The sequence below is a fragment of the Pseudomonadota bacterium genome, assembly GCA_026388275.1.
GTDB lineage: Bacteria > Desulfobacterota > Syntrophorhabdia > Syntrophorhabdales > Syntrophorhabdaceae > JAPLKB01.
On sequence record JAPLKB010000004.1, the window covers coordinates 1 to 18662 of the forward strand.

General features: G+C 41.3%; 22 protein-coding genes. 9 read left to right on the forward strand and 13 right to left on the reverse strand.

What is annotated here, in order from left to right; all coding sequences use genetic code 11:
* From NT010_00525 to NT010_00570, 10 genes are all read right to left on the reverse strand, one after another.
* A partial coding sequence (locus NT010_00525; protein MCX5804541.1) for a hypothetical protein occupies positions 1 to 216 on the reverse strand: 216 nt, incomplete at its 3' end.
* 128 nt (positions 217 to 344) lie between these two features.
* Complete coding sequence (locus NT010_00530; protein ID MCX5804542.1) at positions 345 to 572, reverse strand: dodecin family protein; 228 nt, start codon at positions 570 to 572, stop codon at positions 345 to 347.
* Positions 573 to 1097: 525 nt separating this feature from the next.
* Positions 1098 to 2090, reverse strand: a complete 993-nt coding sequence (locus tag NT010_00535) for an electron transfer flavoprotein subunit alpha/FixB family protein (protein ID MCX5804543.1) — start codon at positions 2088 to 2090, stop codon at positions 1098 to 1100.
* Positions 2091 to 2092: 2 nt separating this feature from the next.
* The gene (locus tag NT010_00540; protein MCX5804544.1) at positions 2093 to 2875 is read right to left on the reverse strand and encodes an electron transfer flavoprotein subunit beta/FixA family protein; all 783 of its coding nucleotides are present in this window, start codon (positions 2873 to 2875) and stop codon (positions 2093 to 2095) included.
* 20 nt (positions 2876 to 2895) lie between these two features.
* Entirely contained in the window at positions 2896 to 3180 is a 285-nt protein-coding gene (locus NT010_00545) for a 4Fe-4S dicluster domain-containing protein (GenBank protein MCX5804545.1), read from the reverse strand.
* Positions 3177 to 4463 (reverse strand): FAD-dependent oxidoreductase, encoded by a 1287-nt coding sequence (locus NT010_00550; protein ID MCX5804546.1) that lies wholly within the window; start codon positions 4461 to 4463, stop codon positions 3177 to 3179. Before NT010_00550 ends, NT010_00545 begins: the two co-directional genes overlap by 4 nt.
* A 187-nt stretch (positions 4464 to 4650) precedes the next feature.
* Complete coding sequence (locus tag NT010_00555) at positions 4651 to 5874, reverse strand: acyl-CoA/acyl-ACP dehydrogenase (protein ID MCX5804547.1); 1224 nt, start codon at positions 5872 to 5874, stop codon at positions 4651 to 4653.
* A 151-nt stretch (positions 5875 to 6025) separates the two neighbouring features.
* Positions 6026 to 6358 (reverse strand): hypothetical protein, encoded by a 333-nt coding sequence (locus NT010_00560; GenBank protein MCX5804548.1) that lies wholly within the window; start codon positions 6356 to 6358, stop codon positions 6026 to 6028.
* A gap of 944 nt (positions 6359 to 7302) precedes the next feature.
* Positions 7303 to 7620 carry an antibiotic biosynthesis monooxygenase gene (locus tag NT010_00565; GenBank protein ID MCX5804549.1) on the reverse strand — a complete coding sequence of 106 codons (318 nt, stop codon included), beginning with the start codon at positions 7618 to 7620 and terminating at the stop codon, positions 7303 to 7305.
* A 121-nt stretch (positions 7621 to 7741) separates the two neighbouring features.
* Positions 7742 to 8188, reverse strand: a complete 447-nt coding sequence (locus NT010_00570; GenBank protein ID MCX5804550.1) for a hypothetical protein — start codon at positions 8186 to 8188, stop codon at positions 7742 to 7744.
* Positions 8189 to 9085: 897 nt separating this feature from the next.
* On the opposite strand from NT010_00570, the gene NT010_00575 reads away from it, so the two are divergent.
* The 3 genes from NT010_00575 (at position 9086) to NT010_00585 (ending at position 12215) form a co-directional block, all read left to right on the forward strand.
* Positions 9086 to 10051, forward strand: coding sequence for a glycosyltransferase family 4 protein (locus NT010_00575; GenBank protein MCX5804551.1), 966 nt, complete (start codon positions 9086 to 9088; stop codon positions 10049 to 10051).
* Positions 10048 to 11451, forward strand: a complete 1404-nt coding sequence (locus tag NT010_00580; GenBank protein ID MCX5804552.1) for a hypothetical protein — start codon at positions 10048 to 10050, stop codon at positions 11449 to 11451. Before NT010_00575 ends, NT010_00580 begins: the two co-directional genes overlap by 4 nt.
* A 62-nt stretch (positions 11452 to 11513) precedes the next feature.
* Complete coding sequence (locus tag NT010_00585; protein MCX5804553.1) at positions 11514 to 12215, forward strand: hypothetical protein; 702 nt, start codon at positions 11514 to 11516, stop codon at positions 12213 to 12215.
* A gap of 75 nt (positions 12216 to 12290) precedes the next feature.
* Here NT010_00585 and NT010_00590 read toward each other — a convergent pair whose 3' ends face one another.
* The 3 genes from NT010_00590 to NT010_00600 all read right to left on the reverse strand — a co-directional run bounded on the left by NT010_00590 (position 12291) and on the right by NT010_00600 (position 14020).
* Positions 12291 to 12587 carry a hypothetical protein gene (locus tag NT010_00590; GenBank protein MCX5804554.1) on the reverse strand — a complete coding sequence of 99 codons (297 nt, stop codon included), beginning with the start codon at positions 12585 to 12587 and terminating at the stop codon, positions 12291 to 12293.
* Positions 12588 to 12813: 226 nt separating this feature from the next.
* Positions 12814 to 13245, reverse strand: a complete 432-nt coding sequence (locus NT010_00595; protein ID MCX5804555.1) for a peptide chain release factor-like protein — start codon at positions 13243 to 13245, stop codon at positions 12814 to 12816.
* 40 nt (positions 13246 to 13285) lie between these two features.
* Complete coding sequence (locus NT010_00600) at positions 13286 to 14020, reverse strand: alpha/beta hydrolase (GenBank protein MCX5804556.1); 735 nt, start codon at positions 14018 to 14020, stop codon at positions 13286 to 13288.
* Positions 14021 to 14086: 66 nt separating this feature from the next.
* Between NT010_00600 and NT010_00605 the strand changes: the two genes are divergently transcribed.
* From NT010_00605 to NT010_00630, 6 genes are all read left to right on the forward strand, one after another.
* A complete protein-coding gene (locus NT010_00605) occupies positions 14087 to 14347 on the forward strand; it encodes a hypothetical protein (GenBank protein ID MCX5804557.1) in 261 nt (86 codons plus the stop codon).
* A gap of 177 nt (positions 14348 to 14524) precedes the next feature.
* Positions 14525 to 14797 (forward strand): hypothetical protein, encoded by a 273-nt coding sequence (locus NT010_00610; protein ID MCX5804558.1) that lies wholly within the window; start codon positions 14525 to 14527, stop codon positions 14795 to 14797.
* 20 nt (positions 14798 to 14817) lie between these two features.
* Positions 14818 to 15267, forward strand: a complete 450-nt coding sequence (locus tag NT010_00615; protein MCX5804559.1) for an Hsp20/alpha crystallin family protein — start codon at positions 14818 to 14820, stop codon at positions 15265 to 15267.
* Positions 15268 to 15440: 173 nt separating this feature from the next.
* A complete protein-coding gene (locus tag NT010_00620; protein MCX5804560.1) occupies positions 15441 to 15659 on the forward strand; it encodes a NifU family protein in 219 nt (72 codons plus the stop codon).
* 191 nt (positions 15660 to 15850) lie between these two features.
* Entirely contained in the window at positions 15851 to 17260 is a 1410-nt protein-coding gene (locus tag NT010_00625; protein ID MCX5804561.1) for a diguanylate cyclase, read from the forward strand.
* Entirely contained in the window at positions 17247 to 18560 is a 1314-nt protein-coding gene (locus NT010_00630) for a M20/M25/M40 family metallo-hydrolase (protein ID MCX5804562.1), read from the forward strand. The genes NT010_00625 and NT010_00630 overlap by 14 nt, the downstream gene beginning before the upstream one ends.
* Positions 18561 to 18662: the final 102 nt, after the last annotated feature.

Here is an 18662-nt window from a genome sequence, read left to right on the forward strand (position 1 = left end):
CTTAACCACTTGTTCTTTCAGGCCTTCGGGGAATGTCTCATCGTGCTTGTAAAAGTAAACACATGCCTCTGTGGTTATAGTAAAACCAGGAGGAACAGGTATCCCGAGATTTACCATCCCTGCAAGTCCTGCGCCTTTTCCGCCCAACAGATTTTTAAAGTCATCTCCGCCTTCCGCCTTATTTCCACCAAAAAAATACACATATTTTTCCATAATATCCCCCTTACTTGAAATGAATTTTAGCCAGACTTACAATAAATGTGTTATGTCTTTCATAACCATTTGCATTTATTCGCATGGCTTTTTTAAACCCCATCTTTTTTAACATTTTTGTTTAAGCAAGCTTATTTGTCCCCATGATACTTGAATGAGATACTAAGTTTTGCGCGGTATCTTGTCGGTTTGCCCTCTTCTATTACGATATCCTGCTCAAGTACCTTAGCAATACGTAAATCATGAATTGATTTGCTGGTGGTTCTAATGGCGTTCGTCGCAGCATCTTCCCATGAAGTTGAGCTTACACCTACCACTTCGATCATTTTATAAACACTTCCCTCTTCTGTACCTATCATCTTTGCCTCCTTTATTGGTTTTTGATAACATCTATATAGAACTAACAACATAGCTATACGACATGTCAGGATCGTATATGCGTGTTTCACGTTTTAAGGGCAACACCTGCAAGCAAATAATCATACCCCTTTCATAAATGCGAATCGACGTCCACCCGTATGTTATCACGGGTTGGTTTTTTACAGAATAAATTGAAACGGATTGCCACATATCCTCCAAAACAATTGTTTGTGTTGACTAATATTTGAATTCTACTTCCAAACATCCCCGGCTATATCCCGATGACCTTTTGAATCTCTTCCGTGCTCTTTATGCCGGTCTTATTAATTCTCATGATATCGCTCGTTTCTGCAACAACCTCCATGTCAGCTTCTTTTTCAATGATAGATGTAACCCTTAAAAGGGGTAACCCCAATCAGGGCCAAATTATACAATTTGTAATCAATAGCTGTTTTGGGCTGCACCAACAAACCCACTCAAAGTTGGTACAGCCCAAGGGAAAAAGGCAAATGCGAAAACATTAACTACAACTTACCTATTTCCTCAACTATTTTCGGTATCACTTCATAAAGATCACCTACAATACCATAGTCGGCTATTTTGAAAATAGGAGCACTTTTATCTTTATTGATCGCCACAATTATTTTAGAATCGCGGATACCTACCGTATGCTGGATTTGCCCCGATATTCCAACAGAGAAGCACAGGTTGGGTTTGCATTTTTTACCGGATAACCCGACTTCTCGGTTCTCAGGCAACCACCGTATATCGTGTGACAGAGGCCTTGTACATCCTATTTCTCCTTTCAGGGCTTTAGCCAGATCCTTAATGATAGAGATATCTTCTTTCTTGTCCAAACCCCTACCCACGCAGACCAATGTCTGTGCATCTTCCAGATTGACGGATTCCCCTACCTTTTCCTTTCGTTCTAGCAGCGTGTACTTCGAGTCCTTCACCTTGAGATCGGGTTCGATAATTTTATTACCATCGACAGGCTGTTTTTCTCCCAGCGCAAATGCCTTGGGCATAACTGCAAAAACCTTCTTTGGTGTTTTAATCAACTCAGAAGTTACCGTGTTGCCACCGAGCATGTAACGATGCAGTAGGACATCTTTGCCTTTTAATTCGATATCGATTATATCCGTCGCGCAGCCGGCTTCCATCTTCTGGGCAACCCTCCCGGCCAGATCCTTCCCTCTGCGGGTCGATCCTATCACGACAATATTAAACCCATAGGTGTCTGCTATTTGGCAGATAGCATCTGCATAAACATCCGCATAAAAGACATTAAACGCATCCGCTTCAGAAATGTACACATCCTGGGCGCCATAGGCAAAGTACTCCGTTGCTCTCTCTCTCGCCCCTTTTCCCAGGATTGCCGCGGCCAACGGGAAACGGGAGCCCCTTGGATAGTCTTCCTTTCTCGGTTGATAAAGGGCAGCTTTTATCTCTTTCCCTTTGGAAAGCAGCTCGTAGGCTGCCTGATCCTTATCGCTAAATATTAATATCCCTGACATAGTTACCTCCCTAATACTCCTTCTTTAATAAGCGAATCAACAACGCTGGCTGCAACATCTTTCGCCTCTCCCTCAAATATCAACATCTTCCTTTGTTCTGCCGGCGCAATGTTGCTTACAAGTTCAACCTCTTTCGCAAGTTTATCGGCCGGGACATTAAGATCAACGCCCTTCCACAACTGTACCGGTTTCTTACCGGCTTTCACAATCTGCATCAGAGATGGTATCCTGGGCGAATTGATTTCGCTGGTGAAAGTAAGCATTGCCGGCAATGATGACTCTACAACCTCATAACAGTCATCCATACTCCGGGTAGCTCTCGCCTTTCCATTGGTGAATTCCAGCTTGCTGACATAACTAATCTCCGGTATATCCAGCAGTTCCGCAAGTCTACCGCATGTCTGGCCCGAATAACTATCAGCAGAACCTTCACCCATGAATATGGCATCATAGTGACCCATTTTCTGGATGGATGTTGCCAGAACCTCTGCTTTCCCCCTGGAATCGAGATTATCGAAGACAGGATCAATGATCAACACAGCTTCATCCGCACCACGTGCCAGGGCATCTTTTATGGTATCGTTCAGTTTTGTATTACCGATACACAAGGCAATTACTTTTCCGCCATCTTTTTCTCTTATTCCTACTGCGGCCTCCAGCGCATTCATATCCATGTCACTGAATAAAAACGGCAAACCTTCCAATACTGCTTCTCTCGTATCCTTCTTAATTCTGACCTGCTGAAGGTCAACAATCTGTTTTAAACAAACAATGAAATTCATCATTACTCCTTTTCTGCTTTATTCTATCCACATTTGAACTGAACACCAAAACCGCCGCGGGGGTACTCCCAGCTTATAGACTTTGGAGTACAGGCAATTAGGCATGTACCGCATTCGAGACAACCATCCAAATCAAGCACCACTAAGTTTTCCTTGTTCAGCGTATACACCTGTGCCGGACAAACATGGAGGCAGTATCTTCCCTTACAACTCTTGCAAACCATCTGATCCACAGAGATATGTTTTTCCTCGTGGATTTTAATGGTATCCAATCCCAATTTTTCTTTAACATTTATTTGTGTTTTCATAGCTTGAACACCCCAAAAACATCCTTGATCATTGAAAATCTGAACTTACTCCTCATTTCCCGGACTGCCGTAGCAGATAGTTTGCGTTTTGGGTCGGCCCCGATGAACATAACCTTCTCCAGTACGTCGCTCACTATATTCGGGTAAACATTATATAGCCTTGGATTGTCGAGAAACATCGGAGCATTTTTGAACGTAGCCAGGTCTTTCAAAACAAAACTATCCTCAAGCAGTTTTTTGTAATAAGAAAGTGATTGCTTTGAAAAATCATTATTTTCCCTGGCGTTTTTGATAGCTTTTGCTGCCAGCACTCCTGAAGCAACAGCAAACTCCATCCCCCTGACAGTAAGACCGGCATTTAGCGCAAATCCGGCTGCATCGCCTGAGACGAGTATGCCATCACCAAAAAGTTGAGGTACGCCCTCCATCCCACCTTCGGGAATCACATGCGCCGAATATTCGATGGAATCTCCCCCTTGGATCAGGGTATTGATTTCAGGACGGTTTTTAAAATCCTCAAAAAGCTGGGGCATATCAATCGCCGGTTCTTTGTGCAACAAGTCCGATATTTTTACTACCAATCCAAGAGATACGCTGTTTCTGTTAGTGTAAAGGAATCCTCCTCCGAACATGCCCTTACTGATTGATCCCATAAACACATTGGCAGCGCCTTCCCCATCATTCAGGTTAAACCTGTCCTCAATAATCCGGGGCGCCAGCTCAATGACTTCCTTAATAGCCACGGCAAACCCCTGGGGTACGTGCGGCTTTCTCAGACCTGCTTTTTCTGCAATGACCGACATTACTCCATCGGCAGCAAGTACTACATCGGCGCCAAGTTCATCCTCTCCTGCTTTTATTCCTATAACCTTACCGTTTTCCATGATAAGATCATCCACTTTATTCTTAGTGATGATAACGCCGCCTGCCTCGCTTACCTTGTCAGCAAACCAGTTATCAAAGTTCGCCCTTAGAATCGTATAACTATGATAAGGTTTTTCCCTGAACGCTTGTGTGGCAAACGTCATAGTAGTCGATGAAGTATCTGTCATCATCGTGATTTTCTCCTGGCAGACATGCCTCTCCAGAGGAGCTTCCTCCCATATATCGGGCAATAGCTGTCTGATGGGATTGAGATATAACCTGCCGCCAGTGACGTTCTTGGCGCCACAGTAATCTCCCCTCTCCACGATCAGCACTTCGAGCCCATCAGAAGCCAGGGTATATGCAGCCGCTAAACCAGCTAATCCACCACCCACTATAATAACTTCAAATTTATCCATTTGCATTTCCTCATATCATTCTTTACCTGCACAATAACCTTACACCGTTTCCGGTAAGCAACAAACCGGGTCTCGTGGACTGAGTTTTCACCCTGCCCACGGTAAGGGACGAAAAGCTCCGCCCATCCAATTTTGAACTGTCCCTTACCCTTAGTTCGAGGTTTGTAAAATAAGTTACATAATCCCGCTACTTGTCGACAAATTCAGGGCCGAAAGCATCCCTGGCAATAATCGTCTTCATGATGTTGTATGCTCCTTCAGCACCGGATACGTACGACATGAGGCCTCTCATCGCCATCTCAAGAGGAGACTCTTTAGTGTAGCCAAAGGCACCCAGAACCATAATCGCATGTTTTGCAATCTCAACCGAAAGAAGAGGCGCTTCCAGCTTACACTGGGCAATAACAATATTGATGTCTTTCTGAGTAAAACTGCCCGGTTCGGAATAGTATGTATCAATCATCCAACAGCCCTTTTGCAGCATCAGTTTTGCCATTTCCAGTTTGTGGTAATCCTCTGCCAGATCAAAGGATATGCCTTGGAATCTGCTGATCGGGCGTCCGAATGCATATCTCTGCTTGGCGTAATCAACTGCGATTTCAAGACATTTTTCCGCGCCGCCGAGACATGCCGCAGCTACCAGCGCTCTGGCAGGATTGAACCCTTCCATGGCCAGATAGAAACCTTTACCTTCCTCTCCAATCAGATACTTTTTGTCCAATTCCGAATTCTTGTAGACAAAGCCACCGGTGGAAAGCCCCATACGGCCCATATCCTTGTAAACGTGGGATGTCATGCCTTTCAACTGGTTCGGAATAATGGCAAACATCGACATGCCGCCCTTGAGGCCCTTTGCAGGATCGGTGACGAGAAGGCTGCTGTGTCCGCCGCCCTTGGTCTGGCTTTCATTGGTCAGACTGATATATGCTTTTTCACCATTGAGGATGTACTTGTCGTCTTTCCTGATAGCTTGACATTTGACAGCAGCAACATCGGAGCCACCACCCGGCTCGGTCACATTGATACCCCAGGGCCATTCACCTGAGGCAATCTTCGGTAAAATCTCCTGTTTCAGTTCCTTACTGGCAGCAACATTAAGGAAATATCCGCCCCAGCCAATTGTCAGCAATGCATAAACCGGCAGAGACATGCTCAGTTCGGCTCTTGCCAATTCATGAATCGCTATGTTGGCATATTGGAGGCCCTGGCCAGGCACGGCGCAGCCGTCATATTCTTCCGGAATGCAACAGCCAAATGCACCCAGATCGGAAAGCCCCTGGATGATATCTTCGGGAATACCGGCTTCTTTCTCATCAATCTCTCTTGCGCGAGGAAAGATGTTTTTTTCGCTATATTCACGAATACTTCGTTTGAACATCTCCTGTTCTTTGGTTAATCTGAATTCCATCATTTCTTTTCTCCTTCTATATAGTTTTATTTAGTTCTTCATTCAGTTGCCGTGGTAAACCCGGCTATGTTGATAACCGAGGATATTACGATAAACTAACCCTGAATGTAACACTGCTCTTTAATTGTGATTTTTGTGAGTTTTTTACTTGTTGTTAAATTTGTGGAGGTGCTCTGTTAGTGTGTGAAGCAATAATGCAGGTGAGAACTTGCAACCCGGCTTCTCTTTTGAGCAAATGTTCTGACGATAATTGAGGTTCGGGAATGTCAGCAAACATCTCGGCGTTGATGTCTGTACATGCACCGCCCTCATCAAGACCCGGATCATCATCCTGGTCATCTGAACTCAGATATTGTGACCACGGAAAATACAAGCCATCGTCATTACCCTGAACATCGAAAACTGAAATTGAAAAAATAAGGATAATGAAAATAGCAGCAAGTGGAAGAATTCGTCTTAGTACTTTAAAAAGGTTTGGTGTTTTCATGGCATCATTTTCTTATGCTGCATTCTATCTCTTTCTGACCAACCAGTAAATAGGGAAATACCTGATTCTGAGGTTCTGAAAACCTTAGTTGACAAAAGAGATTGATTGTATCGGTGATTACTCATGGATTTATCCTCACGTGTGAGAACAATCTTTTCAGTGTATTACGAGTTGTAACGTTGTATTTCAAAGAAAATCTTTTGGTATCTGTTTACAGGAAGACAGCCGTGTTTTCCAGGGACAGAAAACAATCCGCCAGGCATTTGCACATTTCATTCGGTATTCAATAGACTCCCTCGAATGCGTATAGAGCAGCTTTGTATTTGGAAGCAAGTATCTCTCTCATTTTATCAAATCCGTTGATAACAGAAAGGAGCTTGTACCTCAGGAAAAAGCCACGCAGTGTGCATTTCGGTAAGAAAGCAGCGTCTTTGGCAAAAACCACGCAGTATCAACTTAGGAAAGCAGCTGATAAAATTCTTACTTCTATTTTTTCAAAATTAAGATAGCAAAATTACTTGCTGCACCTACTTTTCCGTAATTCGAGTATTGTGCCAACTCATACCAATTCGGTTTCATGCATAGAACGAGGCGACGACGACGAGCCGACGCAGGCATTAGCTCACACAGTGAGCGAGAAGGGGAGGCCGGGGTACCCGCTTGCGGGTCGTTCTTTGCTTGTGGAGGGGGCGACCGGGTACCCGCTTGCGGGTGTCCCAGAAATAGAGGAGCGCGAAGAGGAGGCAACGAAGTTATATGATTGAAGGCGAATTGGTATCAAAACCCCTGTAAACCTTTTCTGATAAACATAATAGGCTGAAGGTCCTTTGAAAAAGCCTCGACGAGTCGTTTTCCAAGGACCTTCAAAATGACATTCGAGACTTTTTGTGCAACACCGCATATAATGATTCAGTGTTGCACAAAAAGTATAACCATGATACCTCCTAAAAGATTCGCAATATTATTGGTTCAGAACTTGCGGTGACCTCATATGAATTCATGGTTGGGTCCTCGGCGAGCAGTGACCGAAATTTTGAAAGAATTTTCTGGTAATCCCCACTTTTCTGATAGGTTTCAAGATCACCCTTGGTATCCCATGCTGTCACAGAAATGCCCACATCCTTCGAATCAAGTGCTTCCATTAAATGTACAAAACGAACTTTGTGTTCCTTATGGGCTGGAATTACCTCATTAACATAGACATTACGCAATTCATCCATTGTGCCCGGTTTAACCTTGAAAAAAGTCATTCTTATATACATTTCAAACCTCCTAATTTCTAAATATTTGCAGCATAAGGTCTATACCACATACTCCTCATCCCGTGTCTCTCCGGTTCGATTGAATCTAAAGCCGGCTAATCCAGATTTTCCGTCCCTTGGATTACCCGGAAAGTAGGGTGTAGGTCATGGTGCCCTGAACAATCCAATCACTTCTTGTCTCCTTGGATATAGGGGTAACCTGTTTACCCTTCCAGAATGAGCCACCCTTGATTCCTGTGAACCGGTCTGTGTCCATAACAAACTCTCTTTTGCTCTCCTCATAAAGGCCGGTTTTCAATTCAGAACTCCACATGGAGGTATATTGAGTCTTGGAAATAATTGTTGAAGTATCCTCATGAACGTACCGCGTATATCCTCGCATAGGACCGCTTCCTTTTATAAGGTCACCTTGAACCCATGATGTTACCACTGCAACCTCGTTGTCTACTTGCCCCAGATCTCTGCGCTCAAATATGGCTAATGAATACCCTTCTACATCGCCGACCGGTATCATGTCCACATTTGCAACTTGGCCCATTACCAAATAATTCTTAGCAACTATGTTCATCACCTCCTCTCTTATGATTTGAAAGACTCAAATCAAAAAAGCCTCTGCACAGTTCCGAGAATCACCTTGGAGGCTTCATAGTGGCATTTTAGATGTATCCTCTACAAAGCTCGACTCCGTTACTGTCTCCTTAGAACATAGAAAGCCGAACACAATAAAAGCCGGTATACGTTTTGCCGTTCGGTCATTTCCCTCTACTCCATCCCATCCCAGCGTAATATACACAGGGCGCTAAAGTTGCGGGTGCCTAATACTGTTATAGCAGCCAAAACTATTATGTCAACCGGAACATAGCGATACGCTAATAGAGCTACACAGGATCTTCTCGCACAGCAAAGGGTGGAGCATACTGTTATTACCACTTCAAATACAGCACTACAAGGTAGCCTTTGAGGATCATTAGCTCAGGCAGGAGCTTTGTGCCTCAGGCAAAAGCCACGCAGTGTGAACTTCGGGAAGAAATATTTAGCTTTAAGCAGAAACCGCGTAGTGTGAACTTTCAGGGCTTTAGATGTGGATGTTAAGGACCATGGGAATATTATTGATTGTGCCAGGTGGTTTTGTTATATTAAAAACTCATAAAATTATGAACATATGCAAAGAGTTTATTCAGCTTGTATGGTAAGTGAGAAGGGGTGGCTCCCATTTAACCGAGAGAAGAAGGACGTTCAGTCGCTATACTCCTTCGGACGCAGGACGTAAATGCATTTACTTGCGTCCCGGCGTGAGCGGACATCCTTCGTGCATACGGAAAGGAGAGGGGGCGACCGGGTACCCGCTTGCGGGTGTCCCGGTTTAAATGAAGGTCAGTGTGATAAATAGCTCACAAGGTGAGCGAGAGGGGGTGGCTCCGACGGCTATGCCGGTGGAGGGGGCGACGTTAGCCCCGGTAACTTAATGAAAATACTCTTTTTTACCCACAATATATTTAACAGTGAAAATCCGAAAGGCTACAGAATTCATCAATATTTCCCGTATCTTGAAAAAAAGGGGTTTGAAATTGAGCTACTTACCACCAGAACCAATTTTTCAAAGATACTAAAACATGCAAGCCAGGCTGATGTGGTCTATCTGCAAAGACTGCTTTTAAACCCCCTGAAACTCTTTGCCTTAAGGCAGTGTGCAAAAAAGATCGTATACGATTATGATGATGCAGTCATGTACGGCACAAGGAAAGAGAGCACAACCAGAAGGTCCCGCTTTAAAATGACTGTGAAATGTGCTGATGCGGTATTTTGCGGAAACCCCTTTCTCTTAAGTGAAGCAAAAAAGTACAAAAACGCAGGTACATATTACGTACCTACAGTTGTCGATACTGACGAATACCCGGTGAAAGTACATGAAGAACATGGCCCCCTTGTAGTCGGCTGGATGGGAAGCAGTTCCACATTAAAATATATATCTGATATTAGAGAACTTTTTCTTTCTTTTCGTCACAACGGGAATGTAATATTTAAATTTGTGGCAGATAAGCCTTCCGGCATGGAGAGCGAAGGGATAGTATTTGAAAAGTGGGAGAAAGACAAAGAAAAATCATTACTCTTGAGCTTTGATGCAGGGATCATGCCTGCAAGGGACGATATATGGTCACAGGGCAAGTGCGGGCTCAAGCTCATTCAGTATATGGCAACAGGACTTCCGTCTATAGCTCATCCCGTTGGTGTTGCAAATGATATAATAAAAGACGGGGTAAATGGTTTTTTACGGAATGATCTGCCCGGCTGGAAAGATGCTGTTGAGATGCTCTCAAATAATGCAGCTTTAAGAAACAATATGGGAAAGGCAGCGAGGGAGTTTGCTGAAACAAAGTATTCTTTGAAGCTCTGGGGTTCTAAAGTAGCTGAAATAATAGGCAGCATATGAAATCTCAAACAACCGACAGCATAAAGTGGTTTTTAGATGAAAACGGGCTGATTGTCGCATTGAGCGATCTTCCCTTTCAAGAAGAAATGAAAAGAGGTTATTTTGCCTGCGATTATAAGGGCAAAGGAATATTTATAAAATTCTTCAAGGAAAAGAACGTTTCCGGTTATATAAGGAATAAGGTATCGCCAAGGGGCAAGAAAGAATACAAAGCAGGGAAAAGGCTGCTTGCACTCTCTGTTATGACCCCTGAACCGCTCGGGTACGGCATTTCAGACAAAGGTTCATATATAGTCCAGGAACGGATAGAGGGAGACACCTTTGTCAACGTATTCTTTGAAAGCAAAGATCGGTCAGGGCTCCTGTTGAAGCTTGCAGATCTTCTCAGGACGTTAAAGGCACAAGGGGTAGTGCATAATGATCTCCATCTGAACAATATTATTGTTTACAGTGATAATCTATATCTTATTGATTTGCATAAAATGCAATTTAAAGGGCATATCGGTTTGAAAGACGAGGTGTCAAGTCTGTCCCATGCGATTACCATGCTGTACGACGATATGACGGAAGATGAAAAATATCTTTTTTTCAGCAAATACGGCGGGCAGAATATAAGAGCGTACGTTGAAGAAGAAATGGGAAGGCTGTGGGAAAGGTGGATCAGAAAAAAACAGAAAAGGGCCTTTGAAAATACCTCAAAAATAATCGTCAGAGGAGATTATTTCTGTATGGCAGAGACGGAAATCCCTGTGGACGGCCAGCCTGTTAGGTTAATCAAGAAAGATAAAAAGATCGTCGTTGAGAGGCACATTAATCATATACGGAAATATTATCGTAACAGAAGAAGACTTGAACTGGCATGGAAAAACCATGTTGCATTAAAATACTTAGATCTTCGTGTAACGCCCGAACCGTATTGCTTGAAACGTCCTTCTCTTTCTTCCTGGGGGTACATTGCCATGGAAGACCTTGCCGGTTCAGGTGTTGAGTTTGACAGGTATCTTGATAAGACCTACGACCTTATGGACAGAGACAGGAAAGCAGCCTTTATTGAAGAATTCTCCCAATTTCTTGCGTTGCTCTTCAAGAAAAAAATCGCCCACAGAGACCTGAAGGGGTGCAATATATTTGTACTGAATGACTGCAGCTTTGTCCTCCTGGACGTGGAAGATATCCTCTTCGTTGTCATAGAAGAAGAAAGGCTGAAACGGATGCTGGTACAATTGAATACTACAATTCCAAGGCGAATAAGCATGAACGACAGGATGCGTTTATTCCTGAAGGCAACAAAGGGCATAAATCTTGATAAGAAAAAGGTCTTCAGAGATGTACAGAAAGAATCATTGAAAGAAGAAATTGTCTATGAAGGAGTATCCGGCCTTCAACGCGAATCCTGGTAAAGTTTTTAAGCAGACTCTGTTTGTCAATACAACGAAAATTTGTTAGAATCAGGAACATATTTATGCATAAAAACAACAACATTCTTAAGCTTTCTGTGAAAGGAGGGGTTTTAGCAATATCGTTGGTTCTTGCGATTTGTTATCCCCATATCCTTGTAAAATCATTTACTTATGATTTTTCTTTATTTAAGGTTTACCATGTTCTATGGCTTCTTGCGGTCTTGATATTGATAAAACGTTTTATCCCCCGGATGAACCCGAAGATTAACCTTGGCAAAATTTACGGAAGAAATTATGTTCAGGCCGGTGAGGATAGCAGCGCAAAGCAACAAAGGCTCGCAGATTATATAAAAAAGATGAATTTCGGGGCAATGCGCTCTGCAATTTACTGGACGCTGCTTGTTCTTGATATAGGCTTCTGGTGGGTTGCCGGATTGCTTGATCCGATGTGGCTCATTATTATTGTTATCTTCTTCATATTCATGGATCAGTTCTGTATTACCGTGTGGTGTCCTTTTAAGACAATCATTCAGAATAAGTGTTGTAATACCTGCAGGATAAACAACTGGGGATATCTTATGGCCTTTTCGCCTTTAATATTTATTCCTTCTTTCTGGACATATTCAATCCTGTTTTTATCTGTTATTATTATTATCCAGTGGGAATATCTTTATTATAAGCACCCTGAAAGATTTTATGAGCTTTATAATGCGAAGCTTATGTGTAAAAACTGCGTAAACAGGTGCAAAAAGATTCGGGATTAAGCGTTTAAAACCATTGGCCTGATCGGGGGTAATAAACTATAATTATAAATAAGACGCAGCATGTCCCCTATTTTCTCAGGGCGATGTCTTTACGTCTTCCTTTTCTCCAGCAGCTTCCTCTTCCGCCGCGTTCTCCTGCTCCTCAGCAACTTCCTGCCCTTCTATCAACTCTCCTTCCTGTCCCTCTATCAACTCTCCTTCCTGTCCCTCTATCAACTCTCCTTCCTGTCCCTCTATCAACTCTCCTTCCTGTCCCTCGGAAACATCTTCTGCTTTTTGCCCGAATCGGCGCTGTCGCTTTTCTTCCTGTTTTTTCAGCCTGGCACTTTCTTTCTTTCTTTTTTCGCTTTTAAAGCCTCCGTATTTTCCCATTTAAAGCCTCCTTAAGTTTTAGTACATAACAGTGCCACACTCCATTGCAGGTTATTCTTTTTGTTCCGGACTCAACAAATGCCCCTCTTCGGGATTATCAAAGAACTGAAGCCCGTCAGAATGAACATGTAAAATAACAGTGAAAATATATCAAATAGTACCACTAAAATCATAGAAAGGATAGTCTAAGCATGAAAAAACTTATAATTTTTTGAAATGTCAGGATTTAATACTCAGCAGGATCTTCAGCATCAAAAGCCCTGGATTGTTTTTTTCTCGACTGAATATGCTTTAATTCGAGCACCTTCTCCTTTGCGCGTTTAGAGCGTCTACGTTTCTGTCTTCGTATTTTTTCAATCGCCTGTTCCCTCATGCTCCTTTTGCCAAGTATCATGTTTTCTATTTTTTCAATAAGAATCCTGCGTGCAAAAAACCTGTTCAGTGATTGAGAACGTTCCTGCTGACATTTTACCTCAATCCCTGTGGGCAGATGTTTCAAATATACACAGGTTGAAACTTTATTTACATTCTGGCCGCCGTGGCCGCTTGAATGCACAAATTTTTCTATAATATCCACCTCTTTGATGCCAAGCTCCTCCATCTTTTCTTCAAGCATTTTTTCTTTTTCAGAGCTTACTCCATATTTTAAGAAAGACATATATTATTATCCCTGGGTTACAGTTTCCCGTACCCTGCTTTTAGCGCGACGCGATCCAATCATGGATCGCTCTGTTTACTTCATCCGATTTTTCAAGCGTCGGCATATGGCCTGCATCTTCTATTGTCACAAGCCGTGACCCTTCTAACTGCTCATGAAGATACTCAGAATATTTTGGTGGTGTAAGAACATCATCATTCCCGCAGATGATCAATGCAGGTATTTTTATTTTATTTACCGAATCCATTAAGTCAAAACCTTCACAGGCAAAAAAATCACCGTATATTACCTCTGCTTTGCAAGTCATCATGTCTTTAACACCGCTTTCTTTTAAGCTTGCCGGAGCCTTTTTTGAGAAGGCATAATTCATTATATTCCTTACAGCGCTCTCTTTATCCTTTTTTAATCCTTCAAGGATTTCAGGAAAAACTCTGAGCTTTGCCCCTGTTGTAATAAGTACGATACCCTTTAAAATATGGGGAAAGGAGAGTGCAAAAGACATGGTTATTGCTCCACCCATTGAATGTCCCACCATATAACATTTATCTATGCCCAGTTCGAGAATTACTTCTTTCAAATAATCTATGTACCCTGCCAATGTATTGAGCCCTGAGCCGTCTGCATCCACGCCATGCCCAGGTAAATCTATTAAAATTACTTCCATTGAAGCTTTCAGATATTCTTTCTGAAAGTACCATGACCTGGCATTACCACCTGCCCCGTGAATAAAAATTACTTTTTCTCCTTTCCCGTACCTCACTGCATGAATATTCATATAACCTCCAGAATTGTATTGCAATAAATCATGGAGAAATTATATCATGAGGTTATGAGATTCCTCATGATTTTTTTACTTATTTTTTTGCTTATTTCCTGCAGCAAAGGAACAGATGTTACATTAAAGCAAAATGTTGCAGATGAAAAAAGCAATGAAGTCCAATACAAAAAAGAGATGGATGAACTTAAGAAAAACATGAAAGGTGAAGTAAAGATCAAGCTTAAAAAAGACGGAAAAGGTGTGTATAGCTGGGAGATTGCCGGCAAAGATGCACATGAAATTCTGAAAACAAACGATATTCTGAGAAAAAAGCTTAATGAATAAAATGGATGAATAGGTCTCATAACCCCTTTAAAAAACAGATACGGTGCATTATTATTTATTAATAATGCAAATAAAACATTCCATTTCAAGCAGCATATTTCTGAAGCTGAAAAACAAAAAGTCTTCAACAGTAAGCGTGAATGTATTTATACAGATTAAAAAACGGGGTAAACTAAGATGAAATATGAATATTTGGTAAAGATATTTTCTATGGAAGACTTAAGTAAAGAAGGCGTTGTTATTGACCCGGAAAATAATATTGTATATGCATGTCGTCCTGATGGTGAGTGCGAGGTTCATAAAGTAGGCATGGAGCAGCTTGACAATCTGTCGAGTTTATTCAACAAAATGGGCGAAGAAGAATGGGAGATGGTTCAACTTTTTTTCCGTCCCCTGGGTATCGTAAGTTTTTGGAAGAAATCTTTAATGGAAAGTAATATAAATAAATAGAATATACGGAGGTAACCATTATGACGTTAGTGCCAGGAAGAGGTTTATGGGAGCTGAGATTTCCGACATTAAAAGATGAAATGGATAAACTTTTTGAAGACTTTTTCGGGAGAACAGGCTTTCCGTCGATACAGGAGGGTGGTTGGCTTCCTGCTGTGGATGTGAATGAGACCAAAAAGGATGTTGTGGTAACGCTTGACCTGCCTGCTATAAACCCGAAGGAAGTCTCCATATCTATTGTTGATGGCAAGCTTACAATTAAGGGAGAGAGAAAAAGAGAGGAAGAAACAAAAGAGGAAAATTATTACAGATCTGAAAGGATGCATGGTACATTTCAGAGGGTTTTACAGCTTCCCACCGAAGTGGTAGGAGATAAAGCGAAAGCAACATATAAAGATGGTGTTCTTAAGATAACTGTTCCAAAGTCCCAAAAAGCAGTGCCAAAGGAGATAAAAATAGAAGTTGAATAAAATCCCTCCTCATTTTGAGGAAGCATTAAGCTTTAAATATAAACATAAAGTCCGGAAAAACCTGTTCCTGCGTGGATTCAAAGTTTATACAAATAGGAAATATTTATAAAGCCTTTTAAAATTATAATCAAAAAATCCTTACATAGGGTTTAATAACAAAACAGGAGGTCACAATGAAAGAAAAAGTTGAGAAAGCAATAGAGAAAATAAGGCCGTTTTTACAGAGAGACGGGGGAGACATAGAGCTTATTGATGTGGTTGACGGTGTAGTAAAGGTTAAGCTTCGGGGAGCATGCGGCAGTTGCCCCATGAGTGCGATGACTTTAAAAATGGGAGTAGAAAAACAGCTTAAAGATGAAATACCTGAAGTTAAAGAAGTCATTTCTATATAATTATTGACAAAATATTTTAATTAAAATATCATTTTTTAAAAAGGAGGTGGTTATTGTGGCAACGTGTGGAATGAAGGGAGATAAGGCGACACCGAAAAAAGCTACAAAAAAGACAACTTCGAAAAAGGAAAAGAAAACTAAGAAGTAACAAAAAGCAAGGGGGGATATGTCCCCCCTTCTTTTTTTATAATATGAAAAACAAACGAATATTAATTATTGACGACGATGATGATCTGAATATTGTTTTAAAAGAGTATTTTAGCGACTACGGAGTAACCTCCTATACATACAGTACGCCACCTGACATAGAGAAGGAATTAAAAGAAAAAAACCCATTTGCAGTCCTTCTTGATATTCGTTTACCTAAAATCTCCGGGATTGATCTTTTAGAACAGATAAAAAAGTTAAGACCGAATTTGCCTGTTATCATGATGACAGGATATGCTGATAAAGAGAAGAATCTTGAGTCTTTAAGGAGGGGAGCTTATTCTTTTTTAACAAAGCCCTTTAACAGCTTGGAGGAATTGTATCATATCGTAAATAACGCAATAATTTATTACAGTGAGTTCCTTAAGGCATCCGAGTTGATGCAGGAAGTAAATAAACAGCGTGAAACTGAAAAGTTAAATTTAATTGAGCTCGATTTTTTAAAAAACCTTCATCATATGATCGGGGAGACTGAAGATCCGGTATTTGTGATGGAGAACTTTTATACTCTCATCAAAACGTTTATTTCTTTTGATGTATTTGCGTCATTAATGCAGAAGGATGACGCAGTCGTTATGCAGATATCTCCGAACATTGAGGCAAGCAAGCAGCTTTTGGATTTTGTATCAAATACTTTTTTAAAACAAATAATCGAATTATCATCTGTGGAAACACGGGCAAAAGTAATTATTGATATTGACAAATCAGTTCCCGATTCCGACGAAAAAGATTTTGTATATATTGTATCCGACTTTTCATCAAAGAACCGGGTATATGGCTATGCGGGGTTGTTCAGGGCTCTGCCTTTTACTTCTGATGAACAGGTCATATTCAACAGGTTTTGTTCTCATGTCTCCTTAACACTTGAAAAGATAAGGCTTTTTAATGAAATTAAAGATCTTTCTATTTATGACGGTCTTACAGGTGTTTATAACCATGCTTTTATTGTTAATGCCCTGGAAGATGAGATTGAAAGATCAACAAGGTACGGTTCCCAGCTCACAATTGCACTTTTTGACATAGATGATTTTAAGAAGGTTAATGATACGTTCGGACATCTTGCAGGAGACTACGTATTGAAGAGAGTTGCAGAGATATTAAAAAATGGCTTGAGAGTCATTGATATGGTTGGAAGATATGGCGGGGAAGAATTTCTGGTAATCATGCCGGAGACATTTTTAGTGCAGGGAGTTAAGGTTAGCGAACGTTTAAGAAAAGATATAGAAAATGAAAATTTTTTATACGAAGATAAAAGTATAAAGATTACTATTAGCGGCGGGGCGGCCCCTTTTTCTCAGGGGTTGGACGTAAATAAAATTATAACGATTGTTGATGAAAATATGTACAAATCAAAAAATACAGGGAAAAACAGGGTTTGTTATGATAAAAATTGATATTGCAACAGAAATATTAAGAGAATTTATAAAAATTGACACTTCAAATCCCCCGGGTAATGAAGAAAAGGCCATCCTCTTCCTTGAAAATATCCTTCAAAAAGAAGGTCTAAGCACAGAAATCTATTTGCCTGTCCCTAAAAGAGCAAATATTATTTCACGTATTGAAGGGAAAAAGAAAGGCAAGCCTGTCATATTGCTTGGCCATGTTGATGTTGTGCCGGCAATAGCCGACGAGTGGGAAGCAGACCCCTTTGGTGCGGAGATAAAAGATGGGTTTATGTACGGAAGAGGCGCAATTGACATGAAGGCGCAGATCGTGTGCCAGCTTCTCTCATTCATCGAATTATATAAAAAAGGCATTATACCGGAAAGAGATATAATTTTCCTTGCTACCTGCGATGAGGAAGTGGGCGGGAAATACGGATTAGAATATATGCTGCATCAGGTCAGGGAGCTTAGCGACGCCTCTTTTGTACTGAGTGAAGGTGGATGTATTATAAGCGATGGTGGTTTTCAACATGCCCAGATTGCCGTGGATGAAAAAAAATTAAGTCAGTTTATGATTAAGGCAACAGGAATAGGCGGCCATGGGTCTAAACCGCACAGAAACAATGCAAACGAAAAAATTGTAAATGCTGCAAAAGCAATATTGTCGTATGATTGGCCTTTTAAGCCAACCAGCATTGTAAATGCGTATATGAACGGTATTTTAAAGGGCAAAAAAGGCAAGGGTTTTGTATATACCAACTTAAAAGAGATGCTTAAAAATGAGCATTTCATGAACTTTCTGGAGGATGATCCTTCGTATAATGCATTATTACGAAATACGGTTACCCTTACAATACTGAAAGGCGGCGACAAGGTTAATGTAATTCCTGCTGCATCACAGGCATATTTTGACGCAAGGCTCCTGCCGACAGAAAGTCATGATGCGTTTTTTAAGAAAATCAAGAAACTATGCGGAGATGATGTTGAAATTGAGCAGATCGGGTCCGGGACAAGCAAATCAGTCCCATCAGGATATAATAACAACTATTTCAGCGGTATCCGGCAGATTGTAAAAAAGTTGAAAGGGCCTATTCCTGTCCTTCCATTTTTAATGACCGGTGCTTCAGATTTGCGTTATTTCAGGAACCTTGGAGCTCTGTCATATGGTTTTTTCCCGGCAACATTCACAAACGATGAGTTTCTCAGGATGCATGGCAAAAATGAGAGAATATCCATTGAAGCGCTTAAAGAAGGCTTGGAAGGTACTTACGAAATTGTGAAGTTTCTTGCCTCATATTCCGACATTTAAGACATGACATCATCCGTAAGAGTGATAACATGGGAATTCATATAAAACATCCAATCTGAAATTCCGTATACAAATTATGAATCTGAATTTGCGTTATATTCT

Bases quoted from the DNA above. Each gene is read 5' to 3' on its own strand.
- NT010_00530 (MCX5804542.1), bottom strand. From the start codon at position 572: ATGATAGGTACAGAAGAGGGAAGTGTTTATAAAATGATCGAAGTGGTA.
- NT010_00535 (MCX5804543.1), bottom strand. From the start codon at position 2,090: ATGTCAGGGATATTAATATTTAGCGATAAGGATCAGGCAGCCTACGAG.
- NT010_00540 (MCX5804544.1), bottom strand. From the start codon at position 2,875: ATGATGAATTTCATTGTTTGTTTAAAACAGATTGTTGACCTTCAGCAG.
- NT010_00545 (MCX5804545.1), bottom strand. From the start codon at position 3,180: ATGAAAACACAAATAAATGTTAAAGAAAAATTGGGATTGGATACCATT.
- NT010_00550 (MCX5804546.1), bottom strand. From the start codon at position 4,463: ATGGATAAATTTGAAGTTATTATAGTGGGTGGTGGATTAGCTGGTTTA.
- NT010_00555 (MCX5804547.1), bottom strand. From the start codon at position 5,874: ATGATGGAATTCAGATTAACCAAAGAACAGGAGATGTTCAAACGAAGT.
- NT010_00560 (MCX5804548.1), bottom strand. From the start codon at position 6,358: ATGAAAACACCAAACCTTTTTAAAGTACTAAGACGAATTCTTCCACTT.
- NT010_00565 (MCX5804549.1), bottom strand. From the start codon at position 7,620: ATGTATATAAGAATGACTTTTTTCAAGGTTAAACCGGGCACAATGGAT.
- NT010_00570 (MCX5804550.1), bottom strand. From the start codon at position 8,188: ATGAACATAGTTGCTAAGAATTATTTGGTAATGGGCCAAGTTGCAAAT.
- NT010_00575 (MCX5804551.1), top strand. From the start codon at position 9,086: ATGAAAATACTCTTTTTTACCCACAATATATTTAACAGTGAAAATCCG.
- NT010_00580 (MCX5804552.1), top strand. From the start codon at position 10,048: ATGAAATCTCAAACAACCGACAGCATAAAGTGGTTTTTAGATGAAAAC.
- NT010_00585 (MCX5804553.1), top strand. From the start codon at position 11,514: ATGCATAAAAACAACAACATTCTTAAGCTTTCTGTGAAAGGAGGGGTT.
- NT010_00590 (MCX5804554.1), bottom strand. From the start codon at position 12,587: ATGGGAAAATACGGAGGCTTTAAAAGCGAAAAAAGAAAGAAAGAAAGT.
- NT010_00595 (MCX5804555.1), bottom strand. From the start codon at position 13,245: ATGTCTTTCTTAAAATATGGAGTAAGCTCTGAAAAAGAAAAAATGCTT.
- NT010_00600 (MCX5804556.1), bottom strand. From the start codon at position 14,020: ATGAATATTCATGCAGTGAGGTACGGGAAAGGAGAAAAAGTAATTTTT.
- NT010_00605 (MCX5804557.1), top strand. From the start codon at position 14,087: ATGATTTTTTTACTTATTTTTTTGCTTATTTCCTGCAGCAAAGGAACA.
- NT010_00610 (MCX5804558.1), top strand. From the start codon at position 14,525: ATGAAATATGAATATTTGGTAAAGATATTTTCTATGGAAGACTTAAGT.
- NT010_00615 (MCX5804559.1), top strand. From the start codon at position 14,818: ATGACGTTAGTGCCAGGAAGAGGTTTATGGGAGCTGAGATTTCCGACA.
- NT010_00620 (MCX5804560.1), top strand. From the start codon at position 15,441: ATGAAAGAAAAAGTTGAGAAAGCAATAGAGAAAATAAGGCCGTTTTTA.
- NT010_00625 (MCX5804561.1), top strand. From the start codon at position 15,851: ATGAAAAACAAACGAATATTAATTATTGACGACGATGATGATCTGAAT.
- NT010_00630 (MCX5804562.1), top strand. From the start codon at position 17,247: ATGATAAAAATTGATATTGCAACAGAAATATTAAGAGAATTTATAAAA.